This is a genomic window from Pedobacter gandavensis (assembly GCF_032678745.1).
In the GTDB taxonomy this organism is placed as follows: Bacteria; Bacteroidota; Bacteroidia; order Sphingobacteriales; family Sphingobacteriaceae; genus Pedobacter; species Pedobacter gandavensis_C.
The window spans coordinates 238,352-261,395 of sequence record NZ_JAVTST010000005.1 but is presented as its reverse complement, the minus strand read 5'-3'; the positions used below and the strand labels follow the sequence as shown (position 1 = coordinate 261,395).

21 protein-coding genes are annotated in these 23,044 nt (G+C 40.5%); 11 read left to right on the top strand and 10 right to left on the bottom strand.

Translation table 11 applies throughout. From position 1 onward, the window contains the following. The first annotated feature begins 51 nt into the window (after positions 1 to 51). A complete protein-coding gene (locus tag R2S10_RS17395; protein ID WP_316841678.1) occupies positions 52 to 2,676 on the top strand; it encodes a family 20 glycosylhydrolase in 2,625 nt (874 codons plus the stop codon). Between the two features lie 58 nt (positions 2,677 to 2,734). Continuing rightward, positions 2,735 to 3,511 (top strand): DeoR/GlpR family DNA-binding transcription regulator, encoded by a 777-nt coding sequence (locus R2S10_RS17390; RefSeq protein ID WP_316841677.1) that lies wholly within the window; start codon positions 2,735 to 2,737, stop codon positions 3,509 to 3,511. A 2-nt stretch (positions 3,512 to 3,513) separates the two neighbouring features. Here R2S10_RS17390 and R2S10_RS17385 read toward each other — a convergent pair whose 3' ends face one another. The 4 genes from R2S10_RS17385 to R2S10_RS17370 form a co-directional block, all read right to left on the bottom strand. After that, a complete protein-coding gene (locus tag R2S10_RS17385; RefSeq protein ID WP_316841676.1) occupies positions 3,514 to 4,632 on the bottom strand; it encodes a D-TA family PLP-dependent enzyme in 1,119 nt (372 codons plus the stop codon). 29 nt (positions 4,633 to 4,661) lie between these two features. Next, positions 4,662 to 5,684 (bottom strand): sugar kinase, encoded by a 1,023-nt coding sequence (locus tag R2S10_RS17380; protein WP_316841675.1) that lies wholly within the window; start codon positions 5,682 to 5,684, stop codon positions 4,662 to 4,664. Positions 5,685 to 5,699: 15 nt separating this feature from the next. Continuing rightward, positions 5,700 to 6,167, bottom strand: coding sequence for a RidA family protein (locus tag R2S10_RS17375; protein ID WP_316841674.1), 468 nt, complete (start codon positions 6,165 to 6,167; stop codon positions 5,700 to 5,702). Between the two features lie 194 nt (positions 6,168 to 6,361). Next, the gene (locus tag R2S10_RS17370; RefSeq protein ID WP_316841673.1) at positions 6,362 to 7,183 is read right to left on the bottom strand and encodes a universal stress protein; all 822 of its coding nucleotides are present in this window, start codon (positions 7,181 to 7,183) and stop codon (positions 6,362 to 6,364) included. Positions 7,184 to 7,355: 172 nt separating this feature from the next. On the opposite strand from R2S10_RS17370, the gene R2S10_RS17365 reads away from it, so the two are divergent. The 4 genes from R2S10_RS17365 to R2S10_RS17350 all read left to right on the top strand — a co-directional run bounded on the left by R2S10_RS17365 (position 7,356) and on the right by R2S10_RS17350 (position 10,247). Further along, positions 7,356 to 8,045 carry an HAD family hydrolase gene (locus R2S10_RS17365; RefSeq protein ID WP_316841672.1) on the top strand — a complete coding sequence of 230 codons (690 nt, stop codon included), beginning with the start codon at positions 7,356 to 7,358 and terminating at the stop codon, positions 8,043 to 8,045. Between the two features lie 27 nt (positions 8,046 to 8,072). After that, positions 8,073 to 8,699 (top strand): chloramphenicol acetyltransferase, encoded by a 627-nt coding sequence (locus tag R2S10_RS17360; protein ID WP_316841671.1) that lies wholly within the window; start codon positions 8,073 to 8,075, stop codon positions 8,697 to 8,699. Positions 8,700 to 8,704: 5 nt separating this feature from the next. Continuing rightward, positions 8,705 to 9,274 carry a Crp/Fnr family transcriptional regulator gene (locus tag R2S10_RS17355; protein WP_316841670.1) on the top strand — a complete coding sequence of 190 codons (570 nt, stop codon included), beginning with the start codon at positions 8,705 to 8,707 and terminating at the stop codon, positions 9,272 to 9,274. Between the two features lie 70 nt (positions 9,275 to 9,344). Then, positions 9,345 to 10,247 carry a DMT family transporter gene (locus R2S10_RS17350; RefSeq protein WP_316841669.1) on the top strand — a complete coding sequence of 301 codons (903 nt, stop codon included), beginning with the start codon at positions 9,345 to 9,347 and terminating at the stop codon, positions 10,245 to 10,247. A gap of 32 nt (positions 10,248 to 10,279) precedes the next feature. On the opposite strand, the gene R2S10_RS17345 is transcribed toward R2S10_RS17350, so the two are convergent. Beyond that, the gene (locus R2S10_RS17345) at positions 10,280 to 11,044 is read right to left on the bottom strand and encodes a DUF1269 domain-containing protein (protein ID WP_316841668.1); all 765 of its coding nucleotides are present in this window, start codon (positions 11,042 to 11,044) and stop codon (positions 10,280 to 10,282) included. A 142-nt stretch (positions 11,045 to 11,186) separates the two neighbouring features. Here R2S10_RS17345 and R2S10_RS17340 point away from each other — a divergent pair, with 142 nt between their 5' ends. Together R2S10_RS17340 and R2S10_RS17335 are read left to right on the top strand one after the other, a co-directional pair. Continuing rightward, positions 11,187 to 11,327 carry a hypothetical protein gene (locus R2S10_RS17340; protein WP_316841667.1) on the top strand — a complete coding sequence of 47 codons (141 nt, stop codon included), beginning with the start codon at positions 11,187 to 11,189 and terminating at the stop codon, positions 11,325 to 11,327. A 132-nt stretch (positions 11,328 to 11,459) separates the two neighbouring features. Continuing rightward, positions 11,460 to 11,663, top strand: coding sequence for a DUF5808 domain-containing protein (locus R2S10_RS17335; RefSeq protein WP_316841666.1), 204 nt, complete (start codon positions 11,460 to 11,462; stop codon positions 11,661 to 11,663). Positions 11,664 to 11,692: 29 nt separating this feature from the next. On the opposite strand, the gene R2S10_RS17330 is transcribed toward R2S10_RS17335, so the two are convergent. Further along, positions 11,693 to 12,274 carry an XRE family transcriptional regulator gene (locus R2S10_RS17330; RefSeq protein ID WP_316841665.1) on the bottom strand — a complete coding sequence of 194 codons (582 nt, stop codon included), beginning with the start codon at positions 12,272 to 12,274 and terminating at the stop codon, positions 11,693 to 11,695. A gap of 57 nt (positions 12,275 to 12,331) precedes the next feature. Further along, the gene (locus R2S10_RS17325) at positions 12,332 to 13,795 is read right to left on the bottom strand and encodes an APC family permease (RefSeq protein ID WP_316841664.1); all 1,464 of its coding nucleotides are present in this window, start codon (positions 13,793 to 13,795) and stop codon (positions 12,332 to 12,334) included. Positions 13,796 to 14,238: 443 nt separating this feature from the next. On the opposite strand from R2S10_RS17325, the gene R2S10_RS17320 reads away from it, so the two are divergent. From R2S10_RS17320 to R2S10_RS17310, 3 genes are all read left to right on the top strand, one after another. Next, complete coding sequence (locus R2S10_RS17320) at positions 14,239 to 16,539, top strand: sodium-translocating pyrophosphatase (RefSeq protein ID WP_316841663.1); 2,301 nt, start codon at positions 14,239 to 14,241, stop codon at positions 16,537 to 16,539. Positions 16,540 to 16,671: 132 nt separating this feature from the next. Then, on the top strand, positions 16,672 to 18,372 hold the full coding sequence (locus tag R2S10_RS17315; protein ID WP_316841662.1) for an amino acid permease: 1,701 nt from the start codon (positions 16,672 to 16,674) through the stop codon (positions 18,370 to 18,372). Between the two features lie 136 nt (positions 18,373 to 18,508). Beyond that, complete coding sequence (locus R2S10_RS17310) at positions 18,509 to 19,075, top strand: MarC family protein (protein ID WP_316841661.1); 567 nt, start codon at positions 18,509 to 18,511, stop codon at positions 19,073 to 19,075. Between the two features lie 78 nt (positions 19,076 to 19,153). Here the strand turns inward: R2S10_RS17310 and R2S10_RS17305 are convergent, their stop codons facing one another. From R2S10_RS17305 to guaA, 3 genes are read right to left on the bottom strand one after another with little or no spacing between them, the layout of a single operon-like run. Further along, positions 19,154 to 20,326, bottom strand: coding sequence for an RsmB/NOP family class I SAM-dependent RNA methyltransferase (locus tag R2S10_RS17305; RefSeq protein ID WP_316841660.1), 1,173 nt, complete (start codon positions 20,324 to 20,326; stop codon positions 19,154 to 19,156). After that, on the bottom strand, positions 20,323 to 21,552 hold the full coding sequence (locus R2S10_RS17300) for an amino acid ABC transporter substrate-binding protein (RefSeq protein ID WP_316841659.1): 1,230 nt from the start codon (positions 21,550 to 21,552) through the stop codon (positions 20,323 to 20,325). The genes R2S10_RS17305 and R2S10_RS17300 overlap by 4 nt, the downstream gene beginning before the upstream one ends. Continuing rightward, complete coding sequence (gene guaA / locus R2S10_RS17295) at positions 21,509 to 23,041, bottom strand: glutamine-hydrolyzing GMP synthase (RefSeq protein WP_316841658.1); 1,533 nt, start codon at positions 23,039 to 23,041, stop codon at positions 21,509 to 21,511. The genes R2S10_RS17300 and guaA overlap by 44 nt, the downstream gene beginning before the upstream one ends. Between the last annotated feature and the right edge of the window lie 3 nt (positions 23,042 to 23,044).

Below are 23,044 nucleotides of genomic sequence, written 5' to 3'. Positions count from 1 at the left end.
ATTTGCAGTTCGATCTACAAAACCCTATATTAGGCTAATTAATCTGTAAAAATGAAACGAATACTGTCACTGTTACCAATGCTCTTATTGGTATTCTTAGCCACTGCACAAGTCAAAAAAGACGCAGTAAATGCAAAAAACATTGCAATTAATTGGCAAATAATAGAAAATAATCATGCTGGTGCAGGACAATTCCTGTCATCATTGAATATTCAGAACAAGGATATAATTCCTTTATCGAATAAGAATTGGAAGTTATATTTCAATTTTGCGAGAAGAATTATTGCGAAAACAGTTAGCGGAGAAGTAGAGATCGTGCATGTAAATGGGGATCTATATTACATTCGTCCAACAGATAAATTCGTTCCTATAAAAAATGGCGCTTCTGTAAATATAGAATTTGCTTCCAGTGATTGGGCAGTAAATCATACCGATGCTCCGGAAGGTTTTTATCTGATCTACGACAATGACCCGCTAAAACCCCTTCCTATAAATCAGGTAAAGGCTATCCCTTCCACAAGTCCGGCGCAATTTGCCAGAAACAAACAGGATCGTGTTCCTGCCATCACCCCCCAACTTATATATGAAGAGAACAAAAGCATTGTTAATCTTCCGGAAAAAGAACTTCAAAAAGTTTTCCCTACTCCGGTAAGCTATGAAAAAAAACAGGGCACATTCATTCTTGACAAAGCGGTAAAAATAACTGCAGATCCGTTATTCCATACAGAAAGCGCGTTTTTAAACGACATGCTAGGCCGTTTATTAAATCCAAAGAAAGTGGCAGTAGCAGCTGCAAAAGGAAAAGCAAATACTAGTGGTAATTCTATCCTGTTAAAACTGGATAAATCAATTGCTCATGAGGGCTATAAGATCGAAATCAATGCAAATAACCTGAGCATTAGCGCTGCTGATCCTACCGGTATATTTTATGGTGTTCAGTCCTTACTCAGCATTTTACCTCCACAAAAAAGAGGTGTTAAAGTAGCAAATATCACCATTCAGAATGCAATGATTGAGGATCGTCCACGTTTCCCATTCAGAGGATTGATGATTGATGTAGCCAGAAACTTCCAAAGCAAAGAAGAAATCATCAAGTTATTAGACTTGATGGGGATGTATAAGTTGAATGTTTTACACTTTCATTTGATTGACGACGAAGGCTGGAGACTGGAAATCAAAGGACTGCCTGAACTCACAGAAGTTGGTGCAAGAAGGGCTCATCCTTTAGATAGTAATGCCAATCATTTGATTCCATCATTTGGTTCTGGTCCCTTTCTAAACAATCCACATGGAACTGGTCATTACAGCACTGCCGATTTCATCGAGATTCTAAAACATGCCAATGCGCGTCATATCAGGGTGATCCCGGAGATTGAAGCACCTGGTCATGCCAGAGCCTCTATCCGTGCCATGGAAGCACGTTACCATAAATTCATGAAAGCTGGGCAACCAAAAGCCGCGTCTGAATACCTTTTACAAGACCTTAACGACCGTTCTACTTACCGTTCTGTCCAAAACTGGAACGACAATGTGATGGATCCTTCACTTCCTTCAGTCTATCATTTTATGGAAAAAGTTAGTGATGAAATTATCGCTATGTATAAAGCTGCAAATGCACCTTTACAAACCATTCACTTTGGTGGAGATGAAGTTCCTGATGGTGCCTGGGAAGGTTCTCCATCGAGTTTAGCTTTCGTAAAAGCCCATCCGGAATTAAAAGATGTAAATGGTTTATGGGTATACTTTTACAGCAAACTGGACGATATGTTAAAGCAAAAAAACATGTTTCTATCTGGTTGGGAGGAAGTAGGAATGCAACCTGTAGTAACTGCTGGAAAGAAATCATATGTCATCAATCCAGGCCTTGCAGATAAAAACATTCATTTGAATGTATGGAACAACATTATAGGATGGGGAGCTGAAGATCTTGCTTACCGTCTGGCCAATGTTGGTTATAAAGTGATCTTAGGTGGGGTAAGTAACTTCTACTTTGATATGGCTTATAAAAAATCATTTGACGAACCTGGCTATTACTGGGGGGAATATGCAGACATCGACAAGGCTTTCAATTTCATTCCTTTCAATTCTTTCCTGAACACCAATAAAGACAAGTTTGGCAACACTTTAAAAGAAGGATTTTACGATTCAAAAGAGCGTTTAACTGAGAAAGGAAAAGCCAATATCATCGGTTTACAGGGATTATTATGGAGTGAAACCATCAAAGGAGCTAAGGATCTGGAATATATGATTATGCCTAAATTACTGGGCTTGGCTGAAAGAGCCTGGGCTACTGACCCGATATGGGCAAATGAACCAGATTCTATCAAAAGAAAACAACTGTACAACCGAGCATGGTCTGAGTTTGTAAATGTAGTGGGCAAGAAAGAATTGCCAAGAATTGATGCCGCATTTAATTCCATGAATTACAGACTCCCTCCTGCTGGTGCCATCGTTAAAGACGGCCTGCTACACCTGAATATACAATTCCCTGGACTAACGGTTCGATATACCACAGACCAGACTGAACCTACAATGGACAGTCCTGTTTATACGAAACCTATTCCGGCAAAAGGACTGATCAGGTTCCGCACGTTTGACAGCAAAGGAAGAGGAGGAAAAGCCAGCGATATCCTTCCTGAGGAGAACTGGACAAGCAGTCCGAAGCAATTACCTTAAACACAAAATTGCTTATTTTTTATAATTAAGACGTATTATTGTAATTATATCATCAGTAATGACTACCGACCAACAAGCAGCTCCATTAACAAAAGCACAGCGTAAGCAGCTCATTGTTAAAGAAATTAACATCCATACCCGCGCTACATTTGAACATTTGGCATTGATCGTTAATGTCTCCGAAGACACCATTAGAAGAGACATTAATGAGCTGGAAAAAGAGAACCTGGTGATTAAGGTAAAAGGTGGAGCGATGGCCAGTGCTTATCACCATACTTCAGAGCAAAAAGCTTATTCCCAAGACGATAAGATTACGATTGCACAGAAGCTGTTGCCCTTATTAAAGAAAGATATGCTGCTATTGCTTGGCGGCGGTACCACCATCAGAGAATTCATAAAATTGATTCCTGGGAACCTGAGGATTACTATCCTAACTGCAAGCGTATTATCTGCGGTAGAGTTACTGGACAAGCCTAATGTGAGAACGATTATGCTCGGCGGACAAATTTCTACATATAGTCAGATGTGCTTTAGCGGGGATGTGTTCAATCAGCTTTCGCACCTAAAAACTGATCTTTGTATCCTGGGTACTAATGCACTTGATATTGAAGGTGGATTTTCGGACTCCGACTGGGATACCGTACAAGTAAAAAAAGCCATGCTGGCTTCTTCCGATAAGGTAGCCATTGTATCCATCTCCGAGAAACTAAACTCTACGATGAAAATCAAAATTGCCAACCTATCGGAAGTGGATTACATTGTAACGGAGCTTCCACCGGATGCCCCATTACTCGATCCCTATAAAAGATCTAATCCTAACCTGACCTTTCTATAGCTTTAGATAGAGATCTTTTTATCTCTGGCTTTAATTCTCCAGCTTTTTTCAATCTGATGATTATTTACCACCTGTGCTTCTTCATATAAGGCGCAGGAAGGACATACATGGTAAGGGAGACCATAAATACGGTCTCCAACCTTATATTCCCTTGGACCAATATGTTTCAGGGTCAGGTGTTCTTCAGAATGGCCAATTGGACTAAGGTCATCATTCCATGGAAAAACTACACGCTTCTCAATAGGGTTTTCAGAGGAAACCGATTTATAGCCCAGATCTACACATAGCAGTCCTGGGGCAGGTAGAGAAATCACAGTACATACCAGCACCGCAGCAGGTTTAAAGTTCAACTCCGGTATTAATCTGTTATAATTCTCATCCCAAAACACGAATGTTCCCGGACTACATTCCAGCCTTTCTATTCCTGCATAATAAGTAAACGTGTTCGAACCTCCGGCAACGATTTTCAATGCGGTACAACCCTGTTTAATCAGTTCATCTGCATCGGCAAGCACTTTATCCATCGCTGGTTTGGCACGCGCAGCACGGACAGCCGGATCAGGATCATGAATATGGCCATCATAAATATGTAAGCCCATAAACTTTAAGCCATCAATCTTTCTTAAGTTATTTACAAACTCAACTACATTTTCGGCTACCGGAAAACCAGTTCTGTTCATCCCTGTATTCAGATCCAGGTAAACCTTTATTTCTTCCCCTAGTCCTAGGTCCTTTGCTACAGCGGCAATGGCCTCTGCAGTTTCCAGATTATCTACCAGACAAGAGAAACTACAATCAGGAAAACCGGAGATCAGATTCATCAGTCTATGGATCTTAAATCCTACAGGTTGATAAGCGATCATCACATCTGTCATGCCATTTAAAGCAGCCAATTCGGCTTCGGCGATGGTAGCACACTTAATTTTATAGATCCCATAAGCAGCGAAAAGCTCTAGTACTTCCCCCATTTTATGGGTTTTAATATGGGGCCTGAACCTGGACACCTCGCCAGAAAGCAAGCCGATTGCCATTTCAATATTCTGTTTAATGCGGTCTTCATACACCACAAACAGCGGGGTATCATATTGATCCAGATTAGATATTTCCTGCCAGTTTTCCATATTTCTTTTTTTTGTTGATTACAACAGTTTTATCTATTGATTTTAGTGGAGATTCCACTTTGTATAAACGATTCAATCTCTGCCTTGCTGATTAATGCCCAGTCTCCATGAATACTTTGTTTCATCACCCCACAGGCAGCTGCCCAATTGATCATTTTTTCCGGGCCGTAACCCGAAGAAAGTGCATAAAGCAGTCCTGCTGTAAAAGCATCGCCGGTTCCTATTTGATCTGTAACGTATGGAATGGTATGGATAGTAGAATAATAAAACTGCCCTTCATGTGCCAAACCGGCAAAATAAACATGGTTTAATCCCTCCACTACCCTAAAGCTCATCGCAAAAGTACGGAGCAATGGCATTTTATCTTTAAGGAAGGAAAAGCAGTACTCAAAACGTTCTCTGAGCGACAGTCCTTCTTTCATTTTGATGCCAAAGTAAATAGCGGCACTGTCCAGATCTGCAACTGCTACTTTACAATACCGCAGCAAATCCGGCATCACTTCCTTTGCATCCTGGCCATAGTTCCACAATTTCCTCCGGTAATTGAAATCTGCAGAAATGGTAATTCCTTTTTGATGTGCGCATTCGATAGCTTCCTTGCAAACTTCCGCAGCGCCGGCAGACACTGCTGCCGCGATGCCCGACCAATGAAACAAAGAAGTATCTGCAAGTTGTTTCCCCCAGTCGATCATTCCTGTTTTCAATTGAGAAAAGGAAGAACCGGAACGGTCATAAATGACTTGAGTTGGCCGTATATGATTGCCATTTTCTACGTAGTAAGTCCCCATTCGCTCTCCTCCTTTGGCTATTCCATTGGTATTTACCCCGTATTTTCGCAATTCTCCTAGGGCCATTTCTGCCAGGTCATTATCCGGTACTTTACTCACCATCCTACTGTCCAGGCCTAGCCTGGCCAATAATACGGCAACATTTGCCTCCGCACCGGCAACATGGACATTAAAAGCATTTGACTGTATAAATCGCAAACCCATTTGCGTATTAAAACGCAATAAGATCTCGCCAAAACAGGTAATAAGTGGAGTAGCATTCATGGTTCCTAAATTAGCTTAAACCAATTCAAATAATGCCTCTATTTCTACAGGGATATGGTCGGGAAGAGAACCCATTCCTACTGCACTTCTCACCCCAATTCCATTTTCAGCACCCCATACGGATTCAAAGAGTTCGCTGCAACCGTTGATCACATACGGATGACTCCCAAAATCGGGAGTACAACCCACCATTCCCAATACTTTGATGACGCGTTTTATCGAATTCAGGCTTCCAAGATTGGTCACAATAGTAGAAAGCATAGTCAGGCCCACCTGACGGGCAGCCAGTTTGCCCTGGTCTTTGTCCATATCGTCGCCAACACGTCCAATAATTAAAGAGCCGTCATCCTGAACAGGACCATGTCCGGAGAGGTATAGATATTTACCATCTATAAGATAAGGTTTATAGATCCCCAGTGGTTTTGGAGCCGGAGGCAAGGTTAAGCCTAAGTTTAAAAATCGGTCTTGAGCAGATGTATTCATGATAAATTGATTAGGATATACTAATTTATCAAATATATCAATCCCATGCCAATTTGCATAAATTTTGCACAAATAAGCAGTTTAAATTTAGTATTACTAAAAAAACAGTTAACCAGATACAACAAGATCGGCTTACTGCAAAATATTTGCAATAAGCCGATCTTGTTTATCAGCAGGTATTTCCAGCGATTTGTTTAAAGTGGAATAGAGAACAAAGGTATTTCAAGTCCTGAGGCCATTATTCTTGTTTTACTTCTATGCACCAAAGAAGCCCAGAAGCCGTATTTATTAGGAATCATGATCAGAAGGTCAGCATCAAAGGCTTTTATTTCTTTTTCAATCTCCTTAATTACAGCATTAGACTTCACATTTTTATAGTAATAGCTTACTCCTGCCAAACCGTTTCCAATCGCATCTTTTTCAGATGATGGCTGATCTCCAGCTTGTAATTCTTCAATTGCGTTATTCACATGGAAAACTTCCACTTCTGCATTTAAGCTTATGGCCAACTCCTGAATCCTTTTCAATATCTGGGCAGGAACGCCACGCAACACATCACAGGCAAACAGGATCTTTTTCAACCCTTCAAACTTAGCACCGATAGGAACTGCGATCACTGGGAATTTAAGCTGCTTGATTGCCGCTGTAGTGGTATTTCCGATCAGGTCTTGTTCCAGCGTTTTAGCACCCATCCCGAGAATGAGCAGGTCAGCCTCATACTTTTGGATTAAATCACCTAATTCATCGCCAACAAAGGAAAATCGAGTTTCAAAGCCTACTTCTATTCCATAATCTTTTGCAATCCCCAATGCACGTTCCTGCAAATGGTTGTTGTTATCATCGATTAATTTCTGAACACTGGAGGCGGGTAAAATGGTATTTGAAGCATGGTGAGGAAGGACGTAAGAATTGAATAAAATCAGTCTTGCCTTGCTATGTTTTGCGGCTGCGGCAGCATAAGCTACTGCATTCTCTGCGACATCTGAAAAATCTGTTGCGACAATGATTGTAATCATAAGATATAATAAATAGGTTATCCGTAAATTAACTAATAGTTTCTACCAAAACATACTTTAAGACCCCAATAGAAATTAATTTGACAATAGACAAACTGTAAACTCAATTTACAATGACAAACCTGATATTTTAGGTAAAAAACCGATATTTGAAGCGTTTTAAATAAATGCCATGAAAAATATAGAAGTAATTGCTTTCGATGCAGATGATACCCTTTGGGTAAACGAACCTTACTTTTTAGAAGCAGAACAAAAATTCTGTGCTTTATTAGAAGATTACCTACCACACCACACCGTTTCTCAGGAGCTGTTTAAAACGGAAATGCAGAACCTTTCTTTATACGGCTATGGTGTGAAAAGCTTTATGCTTTGTATGATTGAGACCGTACTCCGGGTAACAGATAATACGGCAAACCCTGAAATCCTTCATAAAACCATTCAATACGGGCAAGAACTACTCAATAAACCAATCGAATTATTGGAGGAAGTACAGCAGGTACTGGAAGCCTTAAAAGGAAAATATCGATTGGTTGTAGCTACCAAAGGTGACCTGCTAGACCAGGAACGAAAGTTAGAAAAGTCAGGGCTGGCTCCCTATTTCCACCATATTGAGATCATGAGTGATAAAAAAGAAAAGGATTATCTGAAACTCCTGAAACACCTGGACTGCAAACCTGAAAACTTCCTGATGCTGGGGAATTCACTAAAATCAGATGTAATGCCTGTATTAGAAATTGGTGGTCATGCCGTTCATATTCCATACCATACCACATGGGCACATGAACAGATCGACCATACCCTGGAGCATGAAAACTTCCATCAGGTTAAATCATTAGCCGAAATTTTACCACAACTACTTTAAGCATACCCTTTTTTACACCCGATTACCATGACACAAATATTAGACTTAAATACCTGGGCAAGAAAAGACCATTTCCAGTTCTTCAGCCAGTTTGAAGAACCTTTTTTTGGAGCAACCATCAATATAGACTGTACCATTGCCTATGCAACTGCAAAAGCAAAAGGCATTTCCTTTTTCCTACATTACCTGCATAAATCATTACAGGCAGCAAATCAAATCCCTTCTTTCCGCTACCGCATTGTGGAAGATCAGGTCTGGGTTTATGACCAGGTCGATGCTTCATCTACCGTAGACAGGCCAAATGGCACTTTTGGCTTCTCTCACATAGATTACGATGAGGATTTTGAAAAGTTTAAAGTGATCGCTCAAACAGAAATAGAAACAGTAAGACAAGGAACTTCACTTTTCCCTTCCAGATCAGGAGACTGTGTGATTCACTTTTCGGCATTGCCTTGGATAGATTTTACTTCATTGTCCCATGCCAGAAGCTTTACTTTCGCAGATAGCAGTCCGAAAATTTCTTTTGGCAAGATGACCGAATCCGCAGGAAAAAGAACCATGCCGGTATCAATCCATGTACACCATGCTTTAATGGATGGTTACCATCTTGGGCAGTTTATTGAGCGCTACCAGGAGCTGCTAAACGAAGCCTAAAGCTGATGGAAGAGTTTTGGAACTACATCAATCAATATGCGACCATTTCAATTGCTGCACAGGAGGCCTGGCAGCAATTGCTAAAAGAACAGAAACTAGGCAGACAGGAGTACTTGCTGGCAGAAGGAAGTATTCCTAAAAGGGTCTCTTTTATAAAAAAAGGGCTACTTTCCTATTTTTATACCGACAAGGATGGAGCCACCGTGATCAAGAAATTCTTCCCGGAGCAAACACTGGTCGCTTCTACAAGTGCCCTACTCTTACAGGAACCCAGCAAATTTACCATCCAGGCATTGGAAGAAACGGAAATCATCAGCTATCCTTTTGATCAGTTTCGCCAGCTTACCCTGGATTTTCCAGACATCTCCAGATTTTATATCCATTACCTGGAACAGCATTGGGTGATTGAAAAAGAAATCGGCGAAATCAGTCTGAAGTATGAAACCGCCGGACAACGCTACGCAGATTTCAAACAAAAGCATCCGCAATTGCTACAACGATTAAAATTGCACCACATCGCCTCCTATCTTGGTGTAACGCCCACACAACTGAGCAGAATAAGAGCGGAATTGTAAAAGCCTCAACCTATGTAAACACTTCCTTCCTAAAAAAGCGCGTTCTTTGCAGCAATATTTTAGGGATCTGATGAAAAACAACTTAATAAAAGGAAGTATTCTAGTGGCGCTGGGTTCAGCGAGTTATGGTATGTTGGCTACATTTGTTAAAATGGCCTATAAGGAAGGTTATAGTACGGCCGAAGTCACCATTTCACAATTCACGATAGGCGTTATTGGCATATTGCTCATCAGTATGTTCAGCCAGCGACAAAACATAGCAGGCAACGCTGCAACAGCAGGCTCTAATTGGAAAAGTCTATTGAAACTAATGATTGCCGGAACGGCAATGGGACTAACCAGTACTTTCTATTATTTATCGGTTCAATACATCCCCGTAAGTGTGGGTATTGTATTGCTGATGCAAACGGTATGGATGGGTGTTATTCTGGAAATGATTCTACATAAAAAGCGCCCTGGAAACCGGAAGATCCTTTCTGTACTCATCATCATAGCTGGAACAGTATTGGCAACCAATTTATTGCAATCATCTGTTACCATCGACTGGCGTGGCGTTGGCTGGGGAATGCTCGCTGCTTTGTCTTATACCATTACCGTGTATGCTTCCAATGGAATAGCCCTCCATTTACCGGTCGTGAGAAGAAGTCTTTATTTAGTATTAGGAGGACTGATCATCATTATGCTCATCTTCCATTCTTCTTTGAACATGAATTTCTCCTTTGACATTTTCTGGAAATGGGGAATTGTTCTTTCGCTCTTTGGAACCATCCTCCCACCCCTACTTTTTACGATGGGAATGCCCCTTACGGGAGTCGGACTTGGAACGATCATCGCAGCCGTGGAAATACCCGTTTCGGTACTTATGGCACACTTTCTCCTTAAAGAACCGGTAAATATTGTCCAATGGACAGGAATTGTCCTGATACTCGGCGCAGTAGTTTTAATGAATATAGAAAAACCAAGGCGGGCTTAAAACCCGCTTTGGTGCTTTATTTTTCCCTTTCCTTATTTATCATTTTTTAATTCATCAAGGCGGTTTTTCTGCTCTTTGATTCTATTTTCCAATCGGGCTTGCTTTTCCGCATCCTCTAATTGCTGATCAGCAGGAGATTGATTGATCCAGTCCTCATATTGTTTTTCCTGATGTGCATTGTGCGTTTTTAATTTATCTTCCAATGCCGCACGCTTAGCTTTTAAATCCGCCAGGGTACTTTCCCATTCTGCCCTTTCAGTTTCAGCAACATCTTTGAGTTTATTTTCTACCTCCTCAATATCAGATTCCAATTTATCAAGTTCCGTTTTTACTGGAACAAATACTTTCTCATTCAGATTAAAGCGTTTCAGCTCAATGCTCAAAGGCCCTAGTAATGCATCTACCGGAGTTTCCCAACTTTCCCAAACATGCGCAATCAAAACTGATTTGCCATCGGGAATGTTCGCAGAAATCTGATCCAGATAATCCGATACTCCTTCTGCTTTTAACGTTTCGCCAGCAGATCCGGCAATCATCCCACCTGCAAGGCCAACAATAAAGCCAAGCGGACCAGCCAACAGGCCGATCAAACCACCAATCACGCCACCGGTCAGTGTTCCATTCCCTACCGACTCATTTTTTGCCGATCGGATATTTACTTTTCCATCTTCATCACGTGTTAATATATAGGTTTCACCGACTGAAATATCGTTAGACAGGTTCAGTTCCTGCAACGCTTTTAAACCTTTGAATGCCTCAACTTCAGTATTGAATAAGGCTTGAATCATTTTTTCCATGGAAATGCTTTTTATTCTTAATTAAGTGATATAACTACAAATCAGCAGATATTTTGTTTTTCAATTCCCAGCCCAGCCCTATTTAAACCAAATTATTTTCTACTTGTTTATCTATATAGGTTTGACACTAAAAAATACTACTATGAAAAATCCAAAGAATAAAACCCGGGAGAAAGAAATGGAAGCAGCAAGTCGAAAAGCTAAAGCTGCGGAGCCAGAGAACCAAACTTCCGCGAAAGACGCTAAAAAGGTGCCTGTAAAACAAGCTAAAAACAGCCCTTAACCTTGAAAAAATAATGAAATAAACAGGAGTATATTTATTTGTAAAAACTGCAAATATTTTTTTAACAGAGTTTTTTAAATTAACTGAAAATCATATATTTAAATAAATAACGCTTAAAAAAATACGCTCGTAATGAATATAGACCCTGTAGACAATATTGTTAATTATAAGATGGGATTCATCTATTGGAACCCTCAAGATTCGAGACTCTTCGTACCCAAACGGGAAAGATCAATGGGATACACGCTGAACTTTGCACATAAAATGAATATCCTCATTTTACTGGTGATAAGTGCACTATTTATTTATACCCTTATTTACCTTCCGGTGGCTTAATGACCGCAGGTAAATAAGGGATATATGATCTAAGACTTTACCTCTTCAAAGAAATAAAGGATTAACATGATGGCTTTATCCTTCCCAATATTACTCGGGGTATGCGGTAAACGACCATCAAAAAGCAAGGAATCTCCTGCAAACAATTCAATCTCCTGATCTTCAAAATGATATTTCACACTTCCTGCCAGGATATATTTGTATTCGAAAGCCTCCGTTCTGACCATCGGCCTTGAAGCATTTGGTTCCAGCTCCAATAAGACAATATCAACCGTAGAGTTTTTAATTGACTTGGTAAGGATGCGCTGGTATAAGAATCCCAATGCCTGCTCCTTTTCAAATGACTCATACTCCGATTTTCTTTTGACTACTACTGGTGCTTTGTTCGCACTATCAGATATGTCTTTAAAAAACTGGTTTAAGTCCACATCAAGCGACTTAATGATGTCAATCAGTACCATCAGAGAAGGAACCGTACGGTTATTTTCAATCTGGGAAATCAAGCCTTTGCTTACTCCCGCCCGATCTGCCAATTCCTGAATGGTAATGCCTCTATCTTTTCTAATTTCTTTTATCCGGTAACTGATCTTCAGGATTACATCCTCTTCCATAATAAATTATATTGGCCAAAAATAATCAAATTATAACCGCATCATCAGCTAATCGTTTTAATTTGCAGGAGGGCTGTCTATCTCTTTTTGCTTTGTCAGGTAATATACCGGAATTCCAGCCAGCATAATGACCACACCCCATCCGCAGGTGCTCATTTTAGTGATGAGTAAGGATACGCAAAAAACCGTCGCGAAGATGATGTACAACATCGGCAATATCGGATACCCAAAAGCACGATATGGACGTTCTGCATTAGGCAACTTCCTTCTCAAAATAAAAATGCCCAAAATTGTAAGGATATAAAAGATCATCACAATGATCATTACAAAATCAAGCAATGCACCATATTTCCCCGTAAGACATAATGCTGATGCCCAAAAGCACTGAATCCATAGTGCCCATGCCGGTACACTCGCTTTATTTAATGTCGCAGCCTTCTTAAAGAAAAGGCCATCTTTAGCCATCGTATAATATACCCTGGCTCCCGCCATAATTAATCCGTTGTTACAGGCAAAAGTAGAGATCATGATCATTAAGGCAATAATGATGGTTCCTGCATTCCCAAAAATATGCTGGGCCGCTACTACGGCTACCCGATCCGATTTGGCAGTGGCAATGTCATTTATAGGAATCACAGCCACATACATCAGATTGGCCAGTACATAGATCACACTCACAATAAAGGTTCCCAGAAATAAGCTGAGCCCAACATTACGTTCTGGTTTCTTGATCTCGCCGGCAATAAAAGTAACGCCATTCCAGGCATCACTGGAAAACAAAGAACCAACCAAAGAGGCCGAAATAGCGGCAAAAAGTACCGAACCACCAATGGTTACCCAAGACCCGCTTTCTACATTCAGCGATTTTAAACTCCAGGCATCAGACCAGTTGGCATTCCATACTTCTGCTTTTGCGCCAAGCGTAAAACCAAAAACAATCAAACCAAAGAGTGATAGTATTTTAATAATAGTTAGGAAAGTCTGTAGGGTTTTACTGTCTTTTACACCACGGCTGTTCAGGTAAGTCAGGAACACAATAGTGACAATAGAAACCAGCTGTGCAGCACTCAAAGAAAAATACTCTGCAGCTCCGTTTGCAGCAGTTCCCGTTTGCAACTGCCAAAGGATATTCGTTTCACTAAAAGGTTCGTATAAATAAGCGGCGAACTTGGAAAAAGCAACACCTACCGCCGCGATAGTTCCCGTTTGTATGACGGCAAAAAAGCTCCATCCATATAAAAAAGCAATCAGCTTATTGTAAGCTTCTTTCAGGTAAACATATTGCCCTCCTGCTTTAGGGAACATGGCACTCAACTCTCCATAACTCACCGCAGCAATGACAGTGACCAGGCCGGTCAGTACCCAGATGACAATGAGCCATCCCGCTGAGCCTACCTGTCTGGCAATATCAGCACTAACAATAAAAATACCAGAGCCGATCATTGATCCTACGACCAGCATGGTACCATCTAATAATCCAAGTTCTCTTTTGAAAGAGCCATCTTGACTTTCTTTTTCCATTTGTTTGTTTTTTAAAATGAGGGATTCTTTATTCTTAAACACCGGTTAAGGACCTTCAAAGAATACCTCAGGTTTGGTTGTTGGTTTTCAAAATGTAAGCGACTATTGACAGAATTAAGCAGGCGATCCAGTCCTGTCTGAGCGTAGAGATCTAAAGGCATACAATTAATTGTGGTTCAATTTGATGCTTTCATTTTGTTTGGTTAGTTTGTGCTAATATATTTAAAAAAATTAAAAACTGCTGAGCTGAAAAGGCATTCCAAACATTAAATTATTTTTTCTAAAAAAACCTTAATAATCAGTTCATTAAAAATTTGCTTTTTAAAAGAACACTGTTAATTTTACGTAGCTCTATCTGATCTGTGAACGCGCTGCTCCCCTGCTAAGGGAGTAAATCTATACCAAGTGAATCAACTAAATAACCAAATAAACTTAAACTAAGTATGGAGTTCTTACAAAAAAATCTAATTTACTTTATCCCCTTGCTGGGTTTAATTGGCATTATGGTGATGGCCATAAAGAGTGCCTGGGTCAACAAACAAGATGCTGGTGATGCCAAAATGCAGGAACTTGCAGGATATATAGCTGATGGAGCAATGGCCTTTTTAAAAGCCGAATGGAAAGTCCTCAGTATTTTCGTTGTATTTACCGCAGCATTACTCGCCTATTCAGGAAACATACACGAGATTAATGGCCTGGCCTTACATTCCAGCTGGATCATTGCCGTTGCGTTCATTATTGGTGCTGTATTTTCTGCTACCGCAGGATATATCGGCATGAAAGCGGCCACTAAAGCGAATGTACGTACCACACAGGCCGCAAGAACCAGCTTATCCAAAGCATTAAAGGTTTCCTTTACCGGTGGAACGGTCATGGGCCTCGGTGTAGCCGGATTAGCAATATTAGGTTTAGGTGGTTTATTTATTGTTTTTCTACAGGTATTTAATGTGGTAAGTGCCAACAGCACCGAAATGAAAACAGCTATTGAAGTCCTTACAGGTTTCTCCTTAGGTGCAGAATCAATTGCCTTATTTGCTCGTGTTGGTGGTGGTATTTATACCAAAGCTGCCGATGTAGGTGCCGACTTAGTGGGTAAAGTAGAAGCTGGAATTCCAGAAGATGATGTAAGAAATCCGGCCACTATTGCCGATAACGTAGGTGATAATGTTGGTGATGTAGCCGGAATGGGTGCCGATTTATTCGGTTCTTATGTAGCGACTATCTTAGCCACTATGGTATTGGGACAAGAAATCGTTGTAGACCAGTTAAATGGTATTCCCCTGGATAATCTGAATGGCTTTTCACCCGTATTGTTACCAATGGTCATCTGCGGCCTTGGCATTCTGTTCTCTATCGTAGGAACCTGGTTTGTGCGCATTAAAGGAGAAGATTCCAACGTACAAAACGCATTAAATCTGGGCAACTGGAGTTCAATTATCCTAACAGCTATTGCCTGTTATTTCATTGTGATGTTTATGTTGCCACCACATTTACACCTTCGCGGTGTGAGTTTTACAAAACTGGATGTTTATTACGCCATTTTAGTAGGTCTTGTAGTGGGAACACTCATGAGTATGATTACTGAATATTATACCGCAATGGGTAAAGGCCCGGTAAAATCAATTATACAACAATCTGGAACCGGTCATGCGACCAATATTATTGCCGGTTTATCAGTAGGGATGAAATCAACTGTAGCTCCTATCCTCGTACTAGCGGGAGGAATTATCTTCTCCTATGCTTTTGCTGGTTTATACGGCGTAGCAATTGCTGCTGCAGGTATGATGGCTACTACTGCTATGCAACTCGCCATTGATGCTTTTGGTCCAATTGCAGACAATGCCGGAGGAATTGCAGAGATGAGTCAGCTACCACCAGAAGTTCGTGAGCGTACCGACAACCTGGATGCCGTAGGAAACACTACTGCCGCCACGGGCAAGGGATTTGCTATTGCTTCTGCTGCCCTAACCTCACTGGCTTTATTTGCCGCTTTTGTGGGCGTTGCAGGTATTGATGCCATCGACATTTACAAAGCACCGGTACTGGCCGCTTTATTTGTTGGGGCGATGATTCCATTTATCTTTTCGGCCTTATGTATTGCAGCGGTAGGAAAAGCAGCGATGGAAATGGTTCAGGAAGTGCGTCGCCAGTTCCGCGAGATTCCTGGAATTATGGAATACAAAGCCAAACCTGAGTATGAAAAATGCGTAGCCATTTCTACCAAAGCCTCCATTCGCGAAATGATGTTGCCAGGTGCAATTGCTTTATTGGCACCGATCATAGTAGGTTTCGGATTTAAAGGCGTATTTCCTTCGGTAAGTTCTGCAGAAATGTTGGGTGGTTTACTGGCAGGGGTCACCGTTTCCGGCGTACTGATGGGAATTTTCCAGAGTAATGCAGGCGGTGCCTGGGACAATGCTAAAAAGTCATTTGAAAAAGGAGTAGAAATTAACGGGGAGATGTTCTATAAAAAATCTGAACCACATAAAGCCTCAGTTACCGGAGATACAGTAGGAGATCCGTTCAAAGACACCTCAGGGCCTTCTATGAACATTTTAATCAAGCTAATGTCTATTGTATCACTTGTTATCGCCCCTTATATTGCTATAAGCGGTATGCCTAAAATTAAAGCGCAACAGGAAGTCATCAAAGAAGTCCGCGTGATGAAAACAATAGATGGGAATGGATTAGAGCATATTGACACTTTAAAGAACCTGCTGGATACGATCCCGGTCAAACCATAATTTCACGATTGTTACTAAATAAAAGGGATTTTGAATAAAAATCCCTTTTATTTTTAAACATCTTTATTTAGGTTTGACAATCAGATTACAAACCAAAAAGACTATAGACAACCTTTTACTAAACTTTAAACTATGAATTTTAGAAAGTCGATCGACTTACTTACAAAAGAAGCTTCCGAAAGCGGAGAAGGGGCACTGAAGAGGACCCTAGGCCCCGTAAATCTGGTCGCTTTGGGTATTGGAGCCATTATCGGTGCTGGATTATTTTCCATTACCGGTTCAGCAGCAGCCAATAATGCCGGCCCGGCTATTACCATTTCCTTTATCATTGCAGCAATAGGTTGCGGATTTGCAGGTTTATGTTATGCAGAATTTGCTTCCATGATTCCTGTTGCGGGAAGTGCATATACCTATTCTTATGCCACAATGGGCGAATTAGTTGCCTGGATTATTGGTTGGGATTTGGTATTGGAATATGCGGTTGGTGCGGCTACTGTTTCCATTAGCTGGAGCAGATACCTGGTCAAGTTTCTCGAATATTACGACCTACACCTCCCTGCACAGGTAGTGATGTCACCATTTGATTCTGCTACCCTTGCCGATGGAACGATCGTTAACGGTATGTTTAACCTACCAGCAGTATTTATCATCGTATTGATGTCATTGGTGTTGATCAGAGGTACTAAAGAATCTGCAATCATCAACGGTGTTATTGTAGCAGTTAAAGTAGTAATTGTGTTCATCTTTATCTTCTTAGGATGGAAATACATCAATGCAGACAACTATTCTCCATATTTTATCCCTGCGGATAAACCAGGTCATGCCAGTTTCTTTGAAAATGGATGGGGTGGTGTGATCAGAGCAGCAGGTATTGTATTCTTCGCTTATATTGGTTTTGATGCGGTATCTACTGCAGCACAGGAAGCTAAAAATCCGAAGAAAGATATGCCAATTGGAATCCTGGTTTCTTTATTCATCTGTACTGTTCTTTATATCTTATTTGCACACGTAATGACAGGTGTTGCCAACTACGACTTATTCAAAGGTCAGGATGGTATTGCACCGGTTGCTGTTGCGATTGACAATATGGGTGTTAAAAATGCCGCAGGAATCGTTACTCCAGCTTATCCATGGTTAAACAAAGCAATTATCCTGGCAATTCTGGGTGGTTATGCTTCTGTAATCCTGGTGATGTTATTGGGTCAATCAAGAGTATTCTTCTCGATGAGTAAAGACGGTTTATTACCTGGTGTATTCTCTAAAGTTCACCCTAAATTCAGTACTCCTGCGAAAAGCAATATCCTATTCATGGTATTTGTGAGTTTATTTGCAGCTTTTGTTCCGGCAAGAGTAGTAGGTGAAATGACCAGTATCGGTACATTATTCGCCTTTATTCTGGTATGTATCGGTATCATTATCCTGAGAAAACGTATGCCAGATCTTCCAAGAGCATTTAAAGTACCTATGGTACCACTAATCCCAATCTTAGGGGTAGCAGTATGTTTAGGTATGATGGTGTTCCTACCTTTAGATACCTGGGTTCGTTTATTGGTATGGATGATTATTGGAGTAAACGTTTACTTGTTCTATGGAATCAAAAACAGTTTATTATCTGACAACAATCCGGTAACACTGGCAAGAAGTAATAAAGTAGTTTCTTATATCGGTCTGGCCTTAGCGGTATTGTTGATTATTGTGGCGATCATTCACCACCATACCACCAATGGAACTGATACTGGATTATATTATTTCTCTCTGGTATTTGCCGTGGTGCATATATTCATTTACGTATACCGTGCTGCCACGTCTAAAAACGTGAAAGCTAAACTATAAGCCTCCTTTACTAAGGGAAGGCATCTTTTAAACAAAAAGGCCTGGGTTCATTTCATGAAGCTCAGGCCTTTTTGTTTTCCAGCTTGTCACCTTCTTATTACAAAATAATATACCTTTGCAGCATAAAACAGCTGCTATGGAATTTAATTTCAGTCAAATCCTCTCTTGCTCAATGATCATGTTCGCGATTATTGATATTCTGGGTGCCATCCCAGTGGTGATCGAACTTAGAAAGAAAGCCGGTCATATTCAATCTGAAAAAGCAACACTTGTAGCTACAGCATTGATGATTATCTTTCTTTTTGCGGGAGAAGCCTTATTAAAAGTAATCGGCCTGGATGTAGAATCATTCGCGATTGCAGGTTCATTTGTGATTTTCGTCATTGCGATGGAAATGATTCTTGGACTCACGATTTTCAATGAAGATGTTCCTGAAACCGTGTCTATTGTACCATTGGCATTCCCATTAATTGCAGGAGCCGGAACCATGACTACCCTTTTGTCATTAAAGACGGAATATGCCACACAAAACATTATTGCGGGTATTCTGATCAATATGATCTTTGTTTATTTTGTATTAAAAAATACCAATCGTTTAGAGCGCCTTCTTGGTAAAGCCGGACTAAATGTCCTAAGAAAGGCTTTTGGGATCATTCTATTGGCCATCGCCATTAAACTGTTCAGAAACAATACGGGCTTATAATCGGAAAGCCATTCCTACATAAAAATGCCCCCATAAAGTGTCTAACTTTTTGGGGGCATTGCACCTTTTAAGGTGGGCCTAAACGCTTTCAGTTTTAATCAAACGTGCCACAAACATGGTATCTGCACGGTCTTTATATCCCTTAATTACTTCCATTTTCTCCAATTTCAATGGAAGGTTTTCTTCCAGAAAGCGGATTACTTCTTCATTTTCCTGTTTAAATACCGAACAGGTAATGTAAACCAATGGTTTTCCAACTTTTAGGTATTTGACTACATTACTGGCAATTCCTTTCTGCAAACGGGTGTACATGCTGATCTTATGCGCATCAAAATAGTACAGCATTTCTGGTGTACGTCCCCAGGTACCCGAACCTGAACAAGGTGCATCGAGTACAATGCCATCAAATTCATAATCGTGTAAGTCCTGCTCATTGTTTTGCAACAGATCCAGTACTTTCTTTTGATACTTCTTAATACCCGCCTCATGAAAACGATCATCGAGGTTGTTTAAGCTCGTTTCTCTAACATCACTCACCACGAGTTGCACTGTAGGCTCAAGATCGTGTAGCAGCAGGGATTTACCCCCTGAGGCGGCACAACAATCCCACCAACGATCATACGTGTTAGGTTCAAAAAATAAACCTGTCTTTTGAGAAGAAAGATCCTGTACCTGATAAAACTTCTGATTGGGAAATATATTTTCCAGTTTAGTGCCATTCGGCAACATCAATGTCGTTTCAGAAAGTTCTTTTACTGGTACTTCATGTGCTTTCAAATCAGCCAGTAAAGCCTTCAGGTGTCCTTTGGTTATCCTTAGAAATAAGTCTGGCTGGATAAAGAATGATTCAAAAAAATCCTCCTGTTCCACTGCCGCGCTTAAGTTCTGATGAAAAGAAAAAACATCCGATAATTCGAAGCTTGGAAATTCCGCACGGATGATGTCCAGTTTCTCCTTCAATGGCAATTCGATTTGAGCAGCCAGGTTTGGGAGATATGTATCCACCACCAAACTAGGCGTGGTATTGCAAAGAAAATCTGCAATCGCCAGGCGAAGTACCTGCTGTTCTTTAATCAAGGCTTTTCCTAACCTGAAAAAACTATATATATAACGGCTGGACCATCTTCTATCCGAAGAGCCCATCTTTTTATTCTGTTTGAAATAGAGGTGTAAAAACCGATGTAAAGGCAAATGCCCATCGTAGCTTTTAAAAATCTGCTCAAATGCCCGGATCTGGTGTTCTATTCTCATTCTACAATATTTATAGCAAAATTCTTATAGCGTAAAAGCATTAAACTGGTATTGATATACCCCAGTTTATCATCGTGATAAAAGTCAAAGGAGTTATGCAATCCTTCATACTTTTCTTTAGTCAGGTACTTCAAATAATCCGCTCCATGTTCAGCAAATAATTTACCAAAATAAAATCCGATATCAAAGCCTTTGAAAGAATACTCGGAAGGCTCAAATCTGAACGCTTCTCTATATTTTTTAATAAACTCAACCGTCTTTGCACTGCGGTAATTTACATGATAAGAAGAGGTAATACTCGTATTTAAAGCCTGTAATTTATCGACATTATAGTTTTGTTTGATCCAATCCGGATGGCCGAATAAATTCAGGTCATAACCTTTATTTTTGATCTTCAGCAGCCTATCTAAGGTTGGAACCACAAACTTGCGGTCGGAGGATGTCACAATCACTACATACTCTTTACCTTTCTGCATTTTCGTTTCCATACTAAACACCGAAGGATATTCCTGCAACACAAAAGCCTTTTTGTTGGTCTTAAAATATTGACGCAAAGGTCCTGCTACCACCTCATCACTGGAGGTTTTTGGATTAATCAACACTACTATCGTGTTTTCAGGAGCATAGCTTTTGGCTATATAATTGACAATTTTAGCTGCATGGAGGTCGATATTATTGACTACCGAGATCAGGTTAGGATTGTTAAATTCTGAAGGATGTGTAGCTGCCAATGGTGAGATTACCGGAATATTTCTGGCAATAGAATAGGAAGTGATATGTTTAATGCCTTGAGGAAATACGGGTCCTACCATCAGGTTACTGTAGGTTAAGGTACCTCTGCTCAGCAGGGCGTCAATCTGTGCATTTGAATCACGGGTATCGTAAACATTCAATTTGAAGTTTAAGCCCAAACTTGCTGCCGAATCTACTCCCAGTTTAAAACCCTGGTAAAAGTCTATGGCCATTGCAGATTTATCGACCTCAGCTTTAGAAGCTGTTTTCAGATTGATTTGATTTAGGCGGAAAGGGATCAGTAAGGAAATATTAGCCTGTGTAAACCGCTCTACAGCTTTTTCTATTTCTTTCTCTTTGCCCTGGCCTTCTGGGTTTTTATTTGCAGACTTTCTTATTTTCGGCGAACAGGCCGAAAATAAGAAAGCAATACAAATGATCAGCCAATACTTATTCCCACTCAATTGTAGCGGGTGGTTTTGAACTGATATCATATACTACGCGGTTTATTCCTTTTACTTTGTTAATAATTTCATTAGAAATTTTGGCGAGTACGTTATATGGTAAATGACACCAATCGGCAGTCATACCGTCTACAGATTCCACTGCACGAAGACAGATGGCATTCTCGTAAGTACGTTCATCACCCATTACACCTACTGATTGTACTGGAAGGAAGATTGCTCCTGCCTGCCATACTTTATCATATAGACCTGCTTCTTTTAAGTTATTGATATAGATCGCATCCGCATCCTGAAGGATAGCTACTTTCTCTGGAGTTACCTCACCAAGAATTCTGATCGCTAATCCTGGACCAGGGAAAGGATGACGGCCAATGATGAAATGCTCTAATCCTAATGAAGTACCTACTCTTCTTACTTCATCTTTAAATAAAGTCTTCAATGGCTCCACTACTTTTAGTTTCATAAAATCTGGCAATCCACCTACATTATGGTGAGATTTAATCGTTGCTGAAGGGCCACCATTTACAGAGATAGACTCAATTACGTCTGGGTAAATAGTACCTTGTGCCAACCATTTCACATCTTCAACCAGGTGCGCTTCTGTATCGAAAACCTCGATAAATACACGTCCGATTGCTTTACGTTTCAACTCAGGATCTGTAACACCAGCCAACTGGCTTAAGAAACGATCTTTAGCATCCACACCTTTGATGTTTAAACCAAGGTGTTTATATTGTTCCAATACACTTTCATATTCGTCTTTACGAAGTAATCCGTTGTCAACAAAAATACAGTGTAAGTTTGCACCAATAGCTTTGTGCAATAATACTGCAGCAACGCTAGAGTCAACACCGCCTGAAAGGCCTAGTACAACTTTATCATCACCAATAGTTTCTTTTAAATCAGCAATAATCGTTTCTACGAAAGCTTCAGAAGTCCACTCCTGGTGACATCCACAGATATCTACAAGGAAGTTTTCCAACAATTGCTTTCCGTCTGTACTGTGAGTCACTTCCGGGTGGAACTGAATCGCATACGTTTCACTATCTTTAATCTGATAAGCCGCAACTTTTACGCTGTCGGTACTTGCAATTAGTTCAAAGTTTTCAGGAATTTTAGTGATGGTATCTCCATGAGACATCCATACCTGAGAATCCAGATTGATGTTCTTAAATAATTTATTTCCGCTAGCTACGAAATTCAGGTTAGCCCTGCCGTATTCACGAGTTGATGAAGCCTGAACTTCACCACCAAGTTGTTGCGCCATATATTGCGCACCATAACAAACGCCCAATACTGGGAATTTAAGGTGGAATTTAGTCAGGTCAATCTGTGGAGCGTCTGCTTGACGAACCGAGAATGGACTACCTGAAAAGATAATACCTTTTACGTCTGATGTGATTTCAGGAATATTATTGAAGGGATGAATTTCGCAATACACATTTAGTTCGCGTACCCTGCGGGCAATTAGCTGCGTGTATTGGGAACCAAAATCGAGAATTATGATTTTTTCTAGCATGGC

What these genes read in the sequence shown, in the direction of transcription:
- R2S10_RS17335 (WP_316841666.1), top strand. Translation starts at nt 11,460, where the DNA reads ATGAATATAGACCCTGTAGACAATATTGTTAATTATAAGATGGGATTC.
- R2S10_RS17360 (WP_316841671.1), top strand. Translation starts at nt 8,073, where the DNA reads ATGACACAAATATTAGACTTAAATACCTGGGCAAGAAAAGACCATTTC.
- R2S10_RS17355 (WP_316841670.1), top strand. Translation starts at nt 8,705, where the DNA reads ATGGAAGAGTTTTGGAACTACATCAATCAATATGCGACCATTTCAATT.
- R2S10_RS17390 (WP_316841677.1), top strand. Translation starts at nt 2,735, where the DNA reads ATGACTACCGACCAACAAGCAGCTCCATTAACAAAAGCACAGCGTAAG.
- R2S10_RS17320 (WP_316841663.1), top strand. Translation starts at nt 14,239, where the DNA reads ATGGAGTTCTTACAAAAAAATCTAATTTACTTTATCCCCTTGCTGGGT.
- R2S10_RS17330 (WP_316841665.1), bottom strand. Translation starts at nt 12,274, where the DNA reads ATGGAAGAGGATGTAATCCTGAAGATCAGTTACCGGATAAAAGAAATT.
- R2S10_RS17380 (WP_316841675.1), bottom strand. Translation starts at nt 5,684, where the DNA reads ATGAATGCTACTCCACTTATTACCTGTTTTGGCGAGATCTTATTGCGT.
- R2S10_RS17315 (WP_316841662.1), top strand. Translation starts at nt 16,672, where the DNA reads ATGAATTTTAGAAAGTCGATCGACTTACTTACAAAAGAAGCTTCCGAA.
- R2S10_RS17340 (WP_316841667.1), top strand. Translation starts at nt 11,187, where the DNA reads ATGAAAAATCCAAAGAATAAAACCCGGGAGAAAGAAATGGAAGCAGCA.
- guaA (WP_316841658.1), bottom strand. Translation starts at nt 23,041, where the DNA reads ATGCTAGAAAAAATCATAATTCTCGATTTTGGTTCCCAATACACGCAG.
- R2S10_RS17350 (WP_316841669.1), top strand. Translation starts at nt 9,345, where the DNA reads ATGAAAAACAACTTAATAAAAGGAAGTATTCTAGTGGCGCTGGGTTCA.
- R2S10_RS17375 (WP_316841674.1), bottom strand. Translation starts at nt 6,167, where the DNA reads ATGAATACATCTGCTCAAGACCGATTTTTAAACTTAGGCTTAACCTTG.
- R2S10_RS17370 (WP_316841673.1), bottom strand. Translation starts at nt 7,183, where the DNA reads ATGATTACAATCATTGTCGCAACAGATTTTTCAGATGTCGCAGAGAAT.
- R2S10_RS17310 (WP_316841661.1), top strand. Translation starts at nt 18,509, where the DNA reads ATGGAATTTAATTTCAGTCAAATCCTCTCTTGCTCAATGATCATGTTC.
- R2S10_RS17385 (WP_316841676.1), bottom strand. Translation starts at nt 4,632, where the DNA reads ATGGAAAACTGGCAGGAAATATCTAATCTGGATCAATATGATACCCCG.
- R2S10_RS17395 (WP_316841678.1), top strand. Translation starts at nt 52, where the DNA reads ATGAAACGAATACTGTCACTGTTACCAATGCTCTTATTGGTATTCTTA.
- R2S10_RS17300 (WP_316841659.1), bottom strand. Translation starts at nt 21,552, where the DNA reads ATGATATCAGTTCAAAACCACCCGCTACAATTGAGTGGGAATAAGTAT.
- R2S10_RS17345 (WP_316841668.1), bottom strand. Translation starts at nt 11,044, where the DNA reads ATGGAAAAAATGATTCAAGCCTTATTCAATACTGAAGTTGAGGCATTC.
- R2S10_RS17305 (WP_316841660.1), bottom strand. Translation starts at nt 20,326, where the DNA reads ATGAGAATAGAACACCAGATCCGGGCATTTGAGCAGATTTTTAAAAGC.
- R2S10_RS17325 (WP_316841664.1), bottom strand. Translation starts at nt 13,795, where the DNA reads ATGGAAAAAGAAAGTCAAGATGGCTCTTTCAAAAGAGAACTTGGATTA.
- R2S10_RS17365 (WP_316841672.1), top strand. Translation starts at nt 7,356, where the DNA reads ATGAAAAATATAGAAGTAATTGCTTTCGATGCAGATGATACCCTTTGG.